This window comes from Dolichospermum heterosporum TAC447 (assembly GCF_024584745.1).
Lineage (GTDB): Bacteria > Cyanobacteriota > Cyanobacteriia > Cyanobacteriales > Nostocaceae > Dolichospermum > Dolichospermum heterosporum.
Genome location: NZ_CP099464.1, coordinates 4850569 through 4865210, shown reverse-complemented (window position 1 = coordinate 4865210; position 14642 = coordinate 4850569). Strand labels below are relative to the sequence as shown.

Below are 14642 nucleotides of genomic sequence, written 5' to 3'. Positions count from 1 at the left end.
GCAATTAACAAATTTATACTTTCTAAATTCATCACTCATTCCTAATTATTTCGCTGCCCGGTATGCGTCAAAAGTAGTATAACCAATATCAGTTTTGTAGAGTTGACATTGATTAGTGATTTCTTTCATCAAATTCCAAGAGAACTTATATTCATCATGGAGATAAGGACCCCAATTTTCTTTGATGCTACTGTAAGCCAACCGTAAATTATAGGAAGGAATAGCAGTAGAAATATGATGGGGAACATGAACATTAATATCGTGACAAAGAACTTCTACCCACTGAGGGTAATCACAATGAATTGTCCCAAATAACTGTGCTAAGGCTTCATTCCATTTATCAGCAGTTGAAAAAGGAACATCTGGAAGAGTGTGGTGAACAATAGTGAAGGTACTCATCCAGAAATGGTAAACCATCCAGGGAATAAACCAGAATTTAATAAAACCCCAAACACCAGTTGTAATAATTAAACTTGGGAAGACAATAGCTGCAAAAGCAACTACTACAGCTACAGAAAGTTTGACACTAGCTTGGTCTTTTTTCTGAAAATTGCGCCAATCAAAATGCACAACTGCCCAATGACCAATCGAACCTACCCACCAGAGACGTTGACGCATAAACAACTCAAAGGCAGATTGTCTATTCTTAGACCAACCTGCAAAAACCTCTGTTCTAATAGGATGCCAAGCGTTGTCTTCGTCTAGCTTGTTAGTATGTTTATGGTGGTGATTATGTTTAATCCGCCAGCTATGAAAAGGGTAAATCAAGAACATCATGAAAAAATGTCCCACTAAATCATTTACCCAGCGACGGTTTGCAAATGAACGATGACCACAATCGTGACCAATAACAAAAAAACCTGTTAAAGCAGTTCCTGTAAAAATCCAAGCTAAGGGTAAAAGAAACCAAGGGGAAATTGCGATGAAATAATAGCCCAATGCAGCCATAGATAAACTGAGAATTACAGTTGTCCAGGCTTTGCGGCTATTTTTCTGGAAACATTCCTTGGGCAAACTTTTGATAATATGCTTTAGTTTTATTTGGTCTTTGCCCAGGTCTGTGGAGACCGTTATTTCCTGACTTTTGATGATTGATGTAGTCATGAATACCTGAAAAACAACAGACTGCAACACAACGTTACTAAAAAACGTAACTTGCTGCAAAGTTTTGTAACATTAATTTCTGAGATTATAGCAACTTAACAACCACTTAGGATAGTTAGTTAGCAATTAAAATTTAAAAATTTTAAATTGCCCCATTTGCACACAAAAAGTCAATAGTTTCCAGCCAAAGATTGACTATAAAACTATTGACTTTGAGCATGAAATCTGTATTATGCCTTTCTCTCTGCCAGTTTCACATTTGTTGCTAGACCCAGTAATTGCAATAACTGAATTGTCATCCAAGTTATATCAATTTCCCACCATTCCAAACCATGACGAGCAGAGTATTGAAAAGCATGGTGGTTATTATGCCAACCTTCGCCAAATACAAGAATAGCAACCCACCAACAATTAGTTGATCTGTCACCAGAATCATAAGAGCGGTATCCGAATTTATGAGTAGCACTATTTACCAACCAAGTACAGTGATAAACCCAGATAATGCGGACAAAAATTCCCCAGACCACCATTGGCCATCCGCCTATGAAGTATAAGACCAAGCCCAAAGCAATTTGTAAGAAAATGAAATATTTCTGTAAAAACTGATAAACTGGGTCATCAATAATGTCTTTAGTGAAGCGAGGAACTTGATCGTGAGCGGGAGCGAAATGAATCATCCAACCCATGTGACTCCACCAGAAACCTTTATTTGAATCATGGGGATCAGATTCAGTATCGGAATGTAAGTGGTGAATTCGATGTGTACCCACCCATTCGATGGGACCACCTTCACAAGAAAGTGTGCCAAAAATCACCAAGACATACTCTAACCATTTGGGTGTTTGAAAGCTACGGTGAGTAACAAGACGGTGATATCCCAAAGTAATACCTAAACCTCCAGTCACCCAGTAGAGCAATAAAGCCACACCAACTGCCTGCCAGCTAAAATTGCTAGGAACTAGGGCAAAGAGAGCGCCGACGTGCAATGCAACGAAAAATAGGGTATTGACCCAGTTAATGTGAGGTTTAGAAGTAGCAATTGTCATGCAGTAACCTGAATAGAAATTGTTCAGCCTAGTCTGCGCGATCCTAAAATCCGCATATCTATTTTATGTTTTTGAATGAGGAAATGATGAACAGCTTTGAACAGCTGCGGGAAGCAGAACAGGCGCTATTAGAAATTTTTTCTGGTATTGACGCTCAGGTCAAGCATAATCTTAAACGAGTATTAGATGCCTTTCGTCATCACCGAGTAGGCGCACACCATTTTGCAGGCGTAAGTGGCTACGGACACGATGATTTAGGACGAGAAACCTTAGATCAAGTTTTTGCCCAAGTGATGGGTGCTGAATCTGCGGTGGTGCGAGTGCAGTTTGTTTCGGGAACTCATGCGATCGCTTGTGCGCTGTACGGTGTTCTTCGTCCTGGGAATGAAATGTTAGCAGTAGTCGGTTCTCCCTACGATACTTTGGAAGAGGTAATTGGCTTGAGAGGACAAGGCCAAGGTTCTCTTATTGATTTTGGCATAAAATACCGCCAATTGGAATTAACTGATCAAGGAAAAATAGATTGGCAAAACTTAAGCACCAGCATTACTGACAACACAAAGTTAGTATTGATTCAACGTTCCTGCGGATATTCATGGCGACCAAGCCTTTCCATAGCCGACATAGAGAAAATTGTTTACATAGTCAAACAGCAAAATCCTCACACAGTTTGTTTTGTAGACAACTGCTACGGCGAATTCATAGAAACCCAAGAACCAACCCATATTGGTGCTGACTTAATAGCTGGTTCATTGATTAAAAATCCTGGAGGTACAGTCGTGAGTGCAGGTGGTTATATAGCCGGACGAGCAGACCTAGTAGAAGCCGCCGCTTGTAGACTGACAGCCCCCGGAATTGGTAGCGAAGGCGGAGCAACCTTTGATCAAAATCGCCTGTTATTCCAAGGATTATTTTTAGCCCCGCAGATGGTAGGGGAAGCGATGAAAGGAACATACCTAACAGGTTATGTATTTGACAAACTGGGTTATCCAGTCAACCCCCCACCATTAGCGCCCAGAGGAGATGTGATTCAAGCCATTAAACTGGGTTCAGCCAAAAAACTGATCGCCTTCTGCAAAGCCATACAGCAGCATTCTCCCATCGGTTCTTACCTGGAACCCATACCCGACGATATGCCAGGCTACGAAAGCCAAGTAGTCATGGCTGGGGGGACATTTATCGAAGGGAGTACCTTGGAATTATCGGCAGATGGTCCATTGCGTGAGCCTTATGTGGTTTATTGCCAAGGGGGGACTCATTGGACTCATGTATCTCTTGCTTTACAAGCGGCTATTGAGGCGGTGATAAATATAGAATAATCCTCACGCAAAGGCGCAAAGGCGCAAAGGTAAGAAAATGAATGAGAATGAGATTGCAAGGGAGGTTGTTGATGCTGCGTATAAAATTCATACGAAGTTGGGAGCAGGTTTGTTGGAATCTGTTTACCAGTCTGTTCTGGAATATGAGTTAGGAAAGCGAGGATTGCAGGTAAAAGCGGAGCAACCCATACCTGTAGTTTATGAAGATGTTCATCTAGAGATAGGTTTTCGGGCTGATTTAATAGTTGAAAACAAAGTTATTATCGAACTTAAATCTGTAGAAACAGTTCACCGGGTGCATAAAAAACAACTATTAACTTACCTTCGTCTCGCTGATAAACGCCTTGGTTTACTCATAAACTTCGGATCATTTCTCATCAAAGACGGAATCTCCCGCATTGCGAACAACCTATAAACTCAGGACAAAGACGCTTCTTCCCTTTGCGTCTTTGCGCCTTTGCGTGAGACCTTATTCCGGTAACTTATACTGCTCCACTATCCGCTTCGCAAACTCCGGTACATGAGCTTCTAATTTCTCTCCATGATTCCGCTTCACATACAAATAATTTCTCGCAAAGTGGGAATCTATGGAAAATCTCGCATATTCCAGTCCTTTGGGGCCAATCTTATCTATCACCACACCCATTAATTTCGCTGCCCACATGGGTAAGGTGACGGCTTGATCATAAGCTGGTATGCTTTGCTGTACTGCTGGTTTCCGGTTTCCTTGGGACATGACTGGTTGGGTGTGGAGTTGGTCTTTGACGAGTTCGAGCATTTCTTTGCCTGTATCGTTTCTGACTACTATCCATTGCCATTGGTAAGGTGCGCCCATATACCCGACGACGATATCAGCGAGGGAGTTGACGTAATCGAAGCAACTCATACATGATGGGGCGAAGATGTCTTTGAGGACGTTGGTTTTTAAGCCGAAGAAGGGGACTGTTTCTTCTGAACCGTCTTCGTGTTTGAAGTGGACTCGGAAGTCTTGCATAAATTCGTAACTGACTACTGTTTCGGGGGAACGGCTGGTGGTTTCTAGGAATTTTTGCAGTCCGGCGCGGGTAACGTTATCTACGCATGGTGTTCCGAGTACGTAAAGTTTTTCTAAGCCGAGTTTTTTCTCTACGGCTCGTAATGCTTGGATTTGACAACCTACTCCGATGACTAATAACCGTTTCATTCCTGATTTTTCTATCTCTTCTAATACAGAAAGATTGGGGGATAGGGTAGGTTTGTTTACTTTGGCTGCTAGTATTTCTTCGGCTGTGCGGGCTATAATGGGCATGGGTTGAAAGCGGTCTTCTTTGCTGTTTTGGACGCAGACTACGCCTTCTACTAAGCCACGATTGAGCATTTCTATGGCTATGCTGCTAACTATTCCTGTCCATTGTGCGCCTTCTATGGGTTGTTGTTTTCTGGCGGACATCATTTCTTGATGAACTCCAAAATATAGTTCGTTTTCGTCTTCGAGGTTGCGGGGGCGTTTATGGGTGCTGGTTTCTAGTTCGTCTATTCTTTGGGTAATGAAGGCGCAGGCTTCTTTGACGTAGTGGATATAGTAGGTGTCGCATAGTCCGCATTCGCTACATAGTTCTTTGGCGGGGCGCACGCTTCCGGGTTTGAGGGCTTTGGCTTTTTTGTGTTTGCTAGAATCTATGGAGGTCATATATTTTGATTGTTTTACTCAAATATCGCTTTTATTACCTTACCGTTACAGGCTATGAACTTGAAAATAGAGATTGAACAAGAGGAAGATGGACGCTTTATTGCGGAAGTGATTGATTTTCCCGGTGTGTTGGCTTATGGAAACACAAGACAGGAGGCGGTGGCTAAGGTTCAGGCTTTGGCTTTGCGTGTTTTGGCTGATAAACTGGAACATGGGGAAGTAAAACCAGATTTATTTAGTGTTTCTTTTGCAGCAGCATGAGTCAATGGTCTAGTCAAAAAGCAAAGCGCGTTTTAGCTGCTTTGTTACGTATTGGGTGGAAAATCAAACGTCAATCGGGTTCACACAAAATTCTGTCACATCCTGATTGGGCTGATTTTGTCTTTGCTTTTCATGATAATGAAGAGATTGGTCCGAGAATGTTAGCAAGAATCAGTAAACTTACTGCTTTAACTCCTGATGATTTGTGATATGGATTTATTTGTAATTGTGTGCATTTTATAGTTATTGATAAAGAAATTGACATTCTCAAGCCTTCTAACTTAGAATTTAGCTTGTTATTTTATTAACCTCTTACAAATGAAAGATAACATTTTTGACTTTCTGAAGGGATACAGTGCAGAAGATATTAGTGAAAGAGTTTCCTTGTACAAGTTATTTGGCGGATTCTTGTTTGCATTTGCACTTTTCTATGCAGCGTTTTGGTTTGTTCCGCACTCAGATACTGTCAATGACATTTTTGGAATGAAACTCTGTTTTTACCTCAGAAGTAGGAGTTTGTAATGCTCGTAATAAAATTCCTGCACTTCGCAAAAAACAATTAGCATTAGCATATATAAATTCTGATTTAGGAGTAATATTAAACACACCTTCCAGGAAAACAGGTAATGATCATCATACTTGGTGGTTTCCAGTTAATCAAGAACCTTGGCGAAATTTTGAAATTGTTAACATTGCTTATCCTGACTAAACATGAGGTTCATCTATGAAATTACTACCACAATACCCACCGCTAGTAAACCTAGAAATTATTGAAATCTATGAATATTATGATTTTCCCTGTTTATTTAGCTGTCAAAATGCTTCAGGACAGATTTTTTTTGCTGTTTGGATAGATGAAACACCAGATCATAAAACTTGGCTTTATTCTCCCATGTCAAAAGGAAGATTAAAAAATATTCGTTCTGGTAATATTGATTTATATGATGCTTTTAGAAAATCAGAAGATGGTTTTATTTATCAAGCTATAATTCCTGAAAATGATAATTGGGATGTTGTAGAAATTATATTTTGTGAAAATCTCAGTGATGAATGTTTACCTGTATCTGGGGAAACTATTGATTTTTCCGATGCAGCTTTTCCTCTGGAAAATAAGGAAAAAATCAAGATTTAATTTAAAAATACAAGTATCTATAAAAACTACAAAACTCAATTAAAAACTATCTGATAAGAATCTTTATGCTTACTTACAGCAGATATAGAATTTTGGTTAGCATTAGCAAATCTTAAATACTAAAACAGTCAATCTATTGAATTGGATTTTCTGGGCGCAAAGACATTAAGTTTTGCAGATTTTTGAATTATTTGTTAATCAAACTTCAAATTTGTTTACAAAATCGTCTGAAACCGCTTTAATAACGCTATTTTTTGGTTTGTAACAGTTAATTGATATTTGTTGTCAAAATCATTGTTTTAGTTAAACTCTAAGAATACAACAAAGCAATTATTCTTATGAACGCCATTTCTAACCTCAATTTGAAAAAGTCAACTTGGCAAACGGCCATTCTCTTAACTCTGGGCTTTTGGCTGAGTGCTAGTCTGGTGTTGGATTGGGTAATTATGCCTAGTCTTGCCGTTGCTGGGATGATGAATGAAGAAAATTTTTCTACAGTCGGTTATGTGGTTTTTGGGAATTTTAATCGCTTAGAATTATTGTCTGCTGCTGTGGTTTTAACTGCTGTGTTAGCTATTAGCAAAACTCAATCTAATTGGCGTTTGGGTATCATTGCTTTATCTGGACTTCTGTTAATAATCGTATTTCTAGATACTTATTTCCTAACTCCCCAAATGTGCGCTCTGGGGGCTAATTTTAGCCTACTCCCTCGTGATTCAATGCCACCAACAATGAATTTATTGCACGGCGGTTATTTTCTGTTGGAAGTTTTGAAGCTGGTTGGAGGAGGTATGCTTTTAAATTGGTGTTGGCGGGAAGCTTAAAATCAGAGTTTTTTGCTTTTTGAATTATTCCTCGTCACTGTTGGGTAATAATAGACGGATGGCGAGGATGGCAAAACCGATGGCTGCGATCGCTTTTAAAATGCGTGTAGGTAAAAATTGGGACACTGCACCACCAGCCAATGCGCCCAGGAGACTTGTTAATACTAAAGCGCCCGCTGTACCAAAAAATATAGCTTTTCGAGATTGTCCCTGTCCAGAAAGTGCGATCGCTGCTAACTGACTTTTATCACCCAATTCTGATAAAAATACCGTGACAAAGCTTAGTCCTAAAAGATGCCAGTTCATAATTCCCTAATTCACAATATTTATAAGTATTAACCCTGAATCACATCCCACACCAGCATCAGAGAAATTAACAGCAACATCACCCCGGCTGATTTCTCGACGGTTTTCGGGCTGAGTTTTGTGGATATCCAACCACCTAACAATACTCCCAGTAAGCTAGTAGTAATTAATGCTACTGCTGAACCCAAGAAAACTACCCAGGGGGCATGAGATTCTGCACTCATTAATAAGGTGGAAAGTTGGGTTTTATCACCAATTTCTGCGAGAAAAATTGTGATAAAGGTTGTCCCAAAGACCATAAATACAGATTCTTTCGGTTGGGGATGATCCTTAACTATAGTCTGATGTAACTGGCTTTCAGTTTCCGATAATTGGGAAATGCTGACAGGTGGAGTATCAAGTTTCACAGGCGCTAATATTGTCTCTAGGTTGTTTTCATATTCTTTTCATCTTCTCATATTGTTGTCATAAATTGCAACTGGATTTCTCAAAAACCGACAGCTTGATCAAAACGATAGTTTAACCAAATATGAAACCCCTCTGGTAAACCTCTCCTTTGCACCCCTCCCTGACCCTCCCCTACAAGGGAGGGAAAAGGAGCAGCTTTTATAATTGGAGAGGCTTTGAAGCTTGTTCTTTGTATGATAAAAAAGTCCAGTTTCTAGCCGTTTTGAGTATACTCGTCAAGAGGCAATATCAAGCAAATAGCAGTATTTATTTTTTGCATAAAGACTATTGATGAGAATACGCGCTTAATTAATGATATTAAAAAGTAATCTAAAACAAAATCTCTGATCATAATTTTGAGTGCTAAAATACCGGATATAGAGTGAATGGAAGATATTCATGTCAGAAGTTCTTTTAGATTCTCTATATAATTGCTTGTTAAGAAAAGTAAGAAGTATGAAAATACAGAGTTTTCAATTCAGTAACAATAAAGAAAATTGGCACATTGAGGAAGTTAAATTTGAGGATCTAAATTTACTTGTCGGTGGTTCTGGAGTTGGAAAGACAAGAATTTTAAAGGCACTTGAATTGATTTGTGATACTGCAAACATTGGTGTAAATCGCAATTTAGATGATTTGGAATGGAGTATCAATTTTTCTCATTTAGGACAAAATTATAGGTGGGAGTTAAAAAGTTCCTCAACCAAAAAAGAAGAAATATCTCTAAATGTAAATGAGTCAAAACAGACTGAAATTGTTTATGAAAAATTAGTTCGATATGATGATGATTCTGAACTGGAGATACTTTTCCGCAATGATTCAGATTCAAAATTCAATAACGAAAAATTGCCTAAATTGAAAAGAACTGAAAGTGCAATTACTCTTCTTTCAGAAGAAGATTTAATTATTCCAGTGGGTAAAGCATTTGAGCGATTAATATTTAACTTTGAAACTGCTCCTATCCAGAAATTTACAATTGAGTCTGATTACATTACCGGAACGATTGCTACAATAACGGCAGTAGAAGACCTTTTTTACTCAAAACTAAATATCTCGAATTCTAAAATTTTTTTTAGAGATTTTAGACAATATTGTTCTCATTTGCCACCAGTCTTAAAAGCTTTTTTATTGCAGAAATTCTTTCCAGAAGTTTTTAATGAAATTAAAGAGTATTATATTGATATTTTTTCAGAAGTTAACAATTTCAGAGTTAGTAGTGAGAGAGATTCAGATGTTGATTTTTTGCTATCCTTTGAAATTCAAGAAAATGGTTTAGAAGACTGGATTCCTCAAGAGCGAATTTCATCTGGTATGTTTCGTACTTTAATTTTTTTAATTGAAGTAATTACTGCTCCTGAAGAGTCAGTAATTTTAATTGATGAATTTGAGAATAGTTTAGGGATTAACTGCATGGGTGAACTAACAGACTTTATCCTTGATAAATCTCCAGATGTACAGTTTATACTTACTAGTCATCATCCATATATTATCAATAATATTCCTTGGGATACTTGGCAAATAGTCAGTAAATCTGGAAACAAAGTCAGAGTCAGAAAATCTTTAAATATTCCAGAACTTAATACAGCTTCTAGTTTAGATAAGTTTACTCAATTAGTTAATTTACTTGATAGTGAGGAAGTTTCTGAGTGAATCTTTTATTTTTAGTAGAGGGGGGAAAGACAGAACCAAAAGTATATAAAGCATGGTTACAACATTTATTTCCTAGCTTAACTTTTGTTGTTAGACCTGAAGATATGACAATAAATACTTGTCGAATTATCGCAGGTGATGGTTATCCAAATATGGTGAGTAAGCCTAAGCAATATCCAGGAGTTTCTCGACTGGAAGCCTGTTTAATTGATATAGAAAAATTCGGCAATATAAATCATTTTTTTATATGTATTGACTCAGAAGAAAATTCTTATATTGATCGTTTTCATGAAGTGAAATCTAAACTTGATGATCTAAAGTCAGGCTACAATATAGATAGCTCAAAAACAGAAATCCATATAATAATTCAGCATTGCTGTATTGAAACATGGGCATTGGGTAATGCAGAAATTCCTAACGAATATAGTTCAATTGGAAGTTCTCCAGTTTTATCGGAGTTTCAGGCATATTACGATATTTTGGTCAATGATCCTGAAGAAATGTCTTCATGTCCACCTGGATATATTTTTAGGACAAAAGCAAAATTTCATGAAAGTTATCTCAAAGAATATCTCAAAGAATTTGGTTTATCCTACAGTAAAAAAGATCCAAAAGTTGTAGCGGATAAAAAGTATCTAGATGCGTTAAAAAAGCGATGTGAATCAATGAATCATTTATCTAGCTTGAAATTATTGTTAGATATATGGGATAGCATAGAAACCTTGTAAGCAGTAGCAGAATTTAGGTACATATATTTTAATCTCCCATTGATTACTGCGCTCAAAAACACAATGAGAGAATACTTACATGAATTAAATCAAAAACCCACAGCTTGATCAAAACGGATTTGTTCTAAACTGCGATCGCCATAAACCCCCTCAATTTGCTGACGACAGCAATCAATGGCAAAATCGTTGACATCTTCCGGTTCAATTCCATACATCTCTTCAAATGTCTCTGCTACCACACGACAAAACCGGGGACGGGTGGAGTAGATTTTACATTCCCGCGTACCATGATCATAATTTACGCACCATCCACCCTCGCCGACCATACTAAGATAAAGTTCTAAATCCGGTGGTGAAAGATACTCTTCTAAATCTGGACGATCTGCTGGTGTTAAGTTACAGCAAGCGCCACACTGAGATATACATTGCCAAGTAGCCATATTTTTAACCTTTTAATCTTCCTGTTATACTCATGTATAGTTAATCTTCCTGTTATACCCCTGTATAGGGTGATTAGGATATCAATCATGAAACTGTGACAACAAAAGGATTTTACTCCTGACTGCTGACAAAGGGCGCAGACCCTGCGCCCCCACCTCCTGCTATATTCTACTTTTTTATGACTTTTTCTATAATTTTGTGAACTAAATTAAATTTTAGATCCCCTAAACAGATATGATAAGTTGCGGGTTTTACGATTGAATTATTAAATCTTTTTAAACCATTAAAATCATTGGGAGGAAAAAATGGAGATTTTAGCTAACATCAATTGGGAAGTTGTCTTGCAGTTAACTTGCGTGGGACTAATCGTGGTTTCCGGTCCTATAGTAATCTTCCTTCTAGCATTTCGCAACGGCAACCTGTAAATTGGGTCATGGGTAATGGTTTGTATTGTCACCAATTACCCATTTACAAGAATCGGGGTTTAAATCCCCGCTTAAAAAAGTTTTAAATCTTTAATTCTGCACAGAAGTTGATAAAGCCTGAATTGCAGTTTGTACAATTCCTTCATAGATGGGTTGGGACAAATCTATCTGTTCTGCATTGTCGCGGTTGAAACCTAACAGACCAAATTTATCTTCTGGTTGCATGACTAAAACTTTACCTTCAGAATTCTTAACTCTTAATTCCCTACTCATACCATTTTCATAGATTCCACAGGTATATTGACGCTGTTTATATTCAAAACTACCCCGTGTTTGATTTGATGAATTAGTGAAAAGTTCAAGAACGTGATTTGGGAGTTTTGCACCGATTAACTCCATTTCAATGGTAGTTTTACCATTAAAGTTATTTTCTCGGAGTTTGTAAGCAATATCTAATCTTGATGGTAAGGGAAAATAATCACCCCAACGCCATGCTATGCCTTTAATTTCTTGACGCTGATTGTCTATAGTTTGGGATACAGTTAATTTAATATGACCTTTACCAACTATTTTCTGTTCAATCACTTGAACATTCGCAGTCCAAAAAATTGGATCTGAGTTATCAATACCACAGGGATGAAGAATATTTAACTGTTGAAAAAGATCCTGATTAATTTCGTGAATATTAACTTGAGTATCTATTTTCAACAGCGGTTTCAGGTGTTGAGGTTCTAAACACTGATTTGCAAATGCAGATAACCGCAACCGAAATTCTGGTAAATTCTCTGCTGGTAAAGAAAATCCCCCCGCAGCTTTGTGTCCTCCAAATTTACCTAATAAATCCCGACAAGCATCTAAAGCTGCAAATACATGAAATTCAGGAATTCCCCGGGCTGAACCCCGAATTATGCCTTCATTTTCGTAAGTTCCAATAAAGACGGGAACACCATAACGTTCTAGTAAGCGGGAAGCCACAATCCCAATCACACCATGATGCCAATTATCTTTGATAACAACTAATACGCGGTCTTTTTGTAAAGAGTTTACATATAAATCTTCAACAATAGAAATGGCTTCTTTTTCAATTTCTTCGCACATTTGTTGCCGTTGAGTATTAGTTTGTTCACATTGGATAGCTTTGGCTAGTGCAATACTAAAATCATCAGTTGTGAGTAAATCGATGACAATTTGGGGATCACCAATTCTGCCGATAGCATTGATTCGCGGTCCTAATCGAAAACCAATATCTTCGGGTTTTAAAGATTTGGAATTTTGATTTTTTTCTGCTTCACTAGCTTGAACTCCGGCAATTTGAATTAATGCTTGTATCCCTGGTAAAGTAGATTTTGGTAATATATTTAAACCTCTTTTTACCCAGCGACGATTCACACCCGTTAAAGGGGCTAAATCGGCAATAGTTCCTAATGTAAATAGGGCTAAAAGGGGCTGCACTAAACCTTTGAGTTCTCCTAATTGCTGTGCTAAACAAACGGCTAAAATATAAGCTACACCCACACCAGCGACACCCCGATAGGGAGAAGATTCAGCTATTAGTTTCGGGTTAAGAATTGCATTAGCTGGGGGTAATATTTGGGGAATATCATGATGATCTGTGATAATGACTTTTAAACCCAATTCTCTAGCTTTGGTAATTGGTTCAACGGCAGAAATTCCGTTATCTACAGTGAGAATTAGTTTCACCCCTTCATCATGAAATTCTTCGACAATCCGGTTATTAATGCCATAACCATCGTGCATTCGACTGGGGATAGCATAATCAACATCAGCACCTAACGCGCGGAAACTGCGGAGTAGTAAGGCAGTGCTGGTCATACCATCTGCATCATAGTCGCCACAGATAGCTATTTTATCTTGATTGGCGATCGCCATTTCCAATAATTCCACACTTGCAGCTAAATCAGGAAATTCCTCCAAAGGAGAAGGTAAATTTAAAGACTCAGGATCTAAAAATATTTTTGCATCTTCTGGGTTTATCATCCCCCGATTAATTAACAATTGGCTAATAATGGGGGAAATATTCATTAAATTTGCTAATGTTAAACTGGCCTCGGTATTTGTTGCTGCAATTTGCCAACGTTGATTGGGTAAGCGTCTAATTGATTGGTTATTGTTCATTGCCAATTTACGTCTTTTTTATTGATCATGGCGCGTTATACTGTCGCTAACACAACCTACGTATCTTTTTTAAAATCAAATATTAGTTCTATATTTATAATACGTAATTCAGTATTTTTAATTATTTATTAACAATTCTTACTACAAAACTGATAGTATCTTCATGTAGAATCTGTTTTGATACAAAACTCCAAGTACCAAGTGATTAATCATGAGAAATTGGCAGCAGAAATTATTTGTAGGCTTACTTTGTTGTACCTTTTTAGTTTTCGGGTGGCAAAATAGAGTATTAGCAGCAGGAATTACTAACAACAATACTCCAATCCTCAAAGCAGAATTAGCCCAATTAGAAGTAACCCAAAATGTCTATGACTATCTATTGCAATATCAACCAGAAACTTATAATGTTCTCACCAAAACATTAGCAGATAGTATTGAAGATGCCAAACAACCATTAGCAGATGAAGTAGTTAATAATCTTTGGGCTTTATCTCCAAATAATCCCCAAGTAAAATCGAGATCAAATAATGGCAAAGTAGAATATTTGATGTCAACTTGGAAATACACAAGTAACCCAAATACAGATTGGCCAATAGGTGCAAAGAAATTACTACCTTATCAAACTTGGTTTACCGCAGTACCACAAGTAAAAGAATTTTGTCAAAAATATCAAGCAATTGATAGCAATATTCCTGATAATGTTGAACTCTCATTGCGGTTACAGCAGTATTTAGGATTAATCTTAAATAAATATTCCACTAAAACCCATTTTGTAGAAATGTGGGTAAAAGCCGAAGATTTAACTAGACCATGTATTGATGGAGAAATTAACGATTCTAGTTGTAATCTTTTACCTTTACCTGTTCCTGATAGTAGTCCTGTTGTTAAGGCAATATACACCAATTCCTACACCAATGCCAAAAAAGAATATTATCCTTGGTCTGGTTTAGGTTATACCTATGACTGGGGAAATCCTCAAAGACCCCATCAAGGACCAAGTGAGTTTATTATTAATCCCACTCCAGAAAAACCTGTAGAAGTGGAAGTTGTTTCTGTGACACCGACGCAAGAATATTGCCGGAATCAGATTGTACAATAAGGTTTTTGTGAAATAGGTAAAGAAACGAGAATAAAATCTAATAAAATAGCTAGAC

Annotated in this window: 17 protein-coding genes; 10 read left to right on the top strand and 7 right to left on the bottom strand. The window is 37.6% G+C overall.

Going from position 1 to position 14642, the window contains the following annotated elements; all coding sequences use genetic code 11:
• Positions 1-45: 45 nt before the first annotated feature.
• Positions 46-1104, bottom strand: coding sequence for a fatty acid desaturase (locus NG743_RS22085; RefSeq protein ID WP_027401794.1), 1059 nt, complete (start codon positions 1102-1104; stop codon positions 46-48).
• Between the two features lie 230 nt (positions 1105-1334).
• The gene (locus tag NG743_RS22080) at positions 1335-2150 is read right to left on the bottom strand and encodes an acyl-CoA desaturase (RefSeq protein ID WP_257120899.1); all 816 of its coding nucleotides are present in this window, start codon (positions 2148-2150) and stop codon (positions 1335-1337) included.
• Positions 2151-2236: 86 nt separating this feature from the next.
• On the opposite strand from NG743_RS22080, the gene NG743_RS22075 reads away from it, so the two are divergent.
• Complete coding sequence (locus NG743_RS22075; RefSeq protein WP_027401796.1) at positions 2237-3469, top strand: methionine gamma-lyase family protein; 1233 nt, start codon at positions 2237-2239, stop codon at positions 3467-3469.
• A gap of 37 nt (positions 3470-3506) precedes the next feature.
• Positions 3507-3884 carry a GxxExxY protein gene (locus tag NG743_RS22070; protein WP_257120898.1) on the top strand — a complete coding sequence of 126 codons (378 nt, stop codon included), beginning with the start codon at positions 3507-3509 and terminating at the stop codon, positions 3882-3884.
• 54 nt (positions 3885-3938) lie between these two features.
• On the opposite strand, the gene NG743_RS22065 is transcribed toward NG743_RS22070, so the two are convergent.
• The gene (locus tag NG743_RS22065; RefSeq protein ID WP_257120897.1) at positions 3939-5138 is read right to left on the bottom strand and encodes a Coenzyme F420 hydrogenase/dehydrogenase, beta subunit C-terminal domain; all 1200 of its coding nucleotides are present in this window, start codon (positions 5136-5138) and stop codon (positions 3939-3941) included.
• Between the two features lie 54 nt (positions 5139-5192).
• Here NG743_RS22065 and NG743_RS22060 point away from each other — a divergent pair, with 54 nt between their 5' ends.
• From NG743_RS22060 to NG743_RS22045, 4 genes are all read left to right on the top strand, one after another.
• Complete coding sequence (locus NG743_RS22060) at positions 5193-5399, top strand: type II toxin-antitoxin system HicB family antitoxin (protein WP_027401799.1); 207 nt, start codon at positions 5193-5195, stop codon at positions 5397-5399.
• A complete protein-coding gene (locus tag NG743_RS22055) occupies positions 5396-5608 on the top strand; it encodes a type II toxin-antitoxin system HicA family toxin (protein ID WP_039202944.1) in 213 nt (70 codons plus the stop codon). The genes NG743_RS22060 and NG743_RS22055 overlap by 4 nt, the downstream gene beginning before the upstream one ends.
• Positions 5609-6123: 515 nt before the next feature.
• Positions 6124-6531 (top strand): DUF6575 domain-containing protein, encoded by a 408-nt coding sequence (locus NG743_RS22050; RefSeq protein WP_027401800.1) that lies wholly within the window; start codon positions 6124-6126, stop codon positions 6529-6531.
• A gap of 338 nt (positions 6532-6869) precedes the next feature.
• Complete coding sequence (locus NG743_RS22045; RefSeq protein WP_027401801.1) at positions 6870-7355, top strand: hypothetical protein; 486 nt, start codon at positions 6870-6872, stop codon at positions 7353-7355.
• A gap of 24 nt (positions 7356-7379) precedes the next feature.
• Here NG743_RS22045 and NG743_RS22040 read toward each other — a convergent pair whose 3' ends face one another.
• The gene (locus NG743_RS22040; RefSeq protein ID WP_027401802.1) at positions 7380-7661 is read right to left on the bottom strand and encodes a TMEM165/GDT1 family protein; all 282 of its coding nucleotides are present in this window, start codon (positions 7659-7661) and stop codon (positions 7380-7382) included.
• Between the two features lie 29 nt (positions 7662-7690).
• Positions 7691-8068 carry a TMEM165/GDT1 family protein gene (locus tag NG743_RS22035; RefSeq protein WP_027401803.1) on the bottom strand — a complete coding sequence of 126 codons (378 nt, stop codon included), beginning with the start codon at positions 8066-8068 and terminating at the stop codon, positions 7691-7693.
• Positions 8069-8507: 439 nt separating this feature from the next.
• Here NG743_RS22035 and NG743_RS22030 point away from each other — a divergent pair, with 439 nt between their 5' ends.
• Positions 8508-9758 carry an AAA family ATPase gene (locus NG743_RS22030; protein WP_257120896.1) on the top strand — a complete coding sequence of 417 codons (1251 nt, stop codon included), beginning with the start codon at positions 8508-8510 and terminating at the stop codon, positions 9756-9758.
• Positions 9755-10486: a hypothetical protein gene (locus NG743_RS22025; RefSeq protein WP_257120895.1), complete on the top strand. Its 732-nt coding sequence runs from the start codon at positions 9755-9757 to the stop codon at positions 10484-10486. The genes NG743_RS22030 and NG743_RS22025 overlap by 4 nt, the downstream gene beginning before the upstream one ends.
• A gap of 89 nt (positions 10487-10575) precedes the next feature.
• Here the strand turns inward: NG743_RS22025 and NG743_RS22020 are convergent, their stop codons facing one another.
• On the bottom strand, positions 10576-10926 hold the full coding sequence (locus NG743_RS22020) for a YkgJ family cysteine cluster protein (RefSeq protein WP_027401806.1): 351 nt from the start codon (positions 10924-10926) through the stop codon (positions 10576-10578).
• 306 nt (positions 10927-11232) lie between these two features.
• On the opposite strand from NG743_RS22020, the gene psb30 reads away from it, so the two are divergent.
• Positions 11233-11352 (top strand): photosystem II reaction center protein Ycf12/Psb30, encoded by a 120-nt coding sequence (gene psb30 / locus NG743_RS22015; protein WP_071992760.1) that lies wholly within the window; start codon positions 11233-11235, stop codon positions 11350-11352.
• A gap of 90 nt (positions 11353-11442) precedes the next feature.
• Here the strand turns inward: psb30 and recJ are convergent, their stop codons facing one another.
• Positions 11443-13488 carry a single-stranded-DNA-specific exonuclease RecJ gene (gene recJ / locus NG743_RS22010; protein ID WP_257120894.1) on the bottom strand — a complete coding sequence of 682 codons (2046 nt, stop codon included), beginning with the start codon at positions 13486-13488 and terminating at the stop codon, positions 11443-11445.
• 211 nt (positions 13489-13699) lie between these two features.
• On the opposite strand from recJ, the gene NG743_RS22005 reads away from it, so the two are divergent.
• Complete coding sequence (locus NG743_RS22005; protein WP_027401808.1) at positions 13700-14587, top strand: hypothetical protein; 888 nt, start codon at positions 13700-13702, stop codon at positions 14585-14587.
• Positions 14588-14642: the final 55 nt, after the last annotated feature.

What these genes read in the sequence shown, in the direction of transcription:
- NG743_RS22085 (WP_027401794.1), bottom strand. Translation starts at nt 1,104, where the DNA reads ATGACTACATCAATCATCAAAAGTCAGGAAATAACGGTCTCCACAGAC.
- NG743_RS22080 (WP_257120899.1), bottom strand. Translation starts at nt 2,150, where the DNA reads ATGACAATTGCTACTTCTAAACCTCACATTAACTGGGTCAATACCCTA.
- NG743_RS22075 (WP_027401796.1), top strand. Translation starts at nt 2,237, where the DNA reads ATGAACAGCTTTGAACAGCTGCGGGAAGCAGAACAGGCGCTATTAGAA.
- NG743_RS22070 (WP_257120898.1), top strand. Translation starts at nt 3,507, where the DNA reads ATGAATGAGAATGAGATTGCAAGGGAGGTTGTTGATGCTGCGTATAAA.
- NG743_RS22065 (WP_257120897.1), bottom strand. Translation starts at nt 5,138, where the DNA reads ATGACCTCCATAGATTCTAGCAAACACAAAAAAGCCAAAGCCCTCAAA.
- NG743_RS22060 (WP_027401799.1), top strand. Translation starts at nt 5,193, where the DNA reads ATGAACTTGAAAATAGAGATTGAACAAGAGGAAGATGGACGCTTTATT.
- NG743_RS22055 (WP_039202944.1), top strand. Translation starts at nt 5,396, where the DNA reads ATGAGTCAATGGTCTAGTCAAAAAGCAAAGCGCGTTTTAGCTGCTTTG.
- NG743_RS22050 (WP_027401800.1), top strand. Translation starts at nt 6,124, where the DNA reads ATGAAATTACTACCACAATACCCACCGCTAGTAAACCTAGAAATTATT.
- NG743_RS22045 (WP_027401801.1), top strand. Translation starts at nt 6,870, where the DNA reads ATGAACGCCATTTCTAACCTCAATTTGAAAAAGTCAACTTGGCAAACG.
- NG743_RS22040 (WP_027401802.1), bottom strand. Translation starts at nt 7,661, where the DNA reads ATGAACTGGCATCTTTTAGGACTAAGCTTTGTCACGGTATTTTTATCA.
- NG743_RS22030 (WP_257120896.1), top strand. Translation starts at nt 8,508, where the DNA reads ATGTCAGAAGTTCTTTTAGATTCTCTATATAATTGCTTGTTAAGAAAA.
- NG743_RS22020 (WP_027401806.1), bottom strand. Translation starts at nt 10,926, where the DNA reads ATGGCTACTTGGCAATGTATATCTCAGTGTGGCGCTTGCTGTAACTTA.
- psb30 (WP_071992760.1), top strand. Translation starts at nt 11,233, where the DNA reads ATGGAGATTTTAGCTAACATCAATTGGGAAGTTGTCTTGCAGTTAACT.
- recJ (WP_257120894.1), bottom strand. Translation starts at nt 13,488, where the DNA reads ATGAACAATAACCAATCAATTAGACGCTTACCCAATCAACGTTGGCAA.
- NG743_RS22005 (WP_027401808.1), top strand. Translation starts at nt 13,700, where the DNA reads ATGAGAAATTGGCAGCAGAAATTATTTGTAGGCTTACTTTGTTGTACC.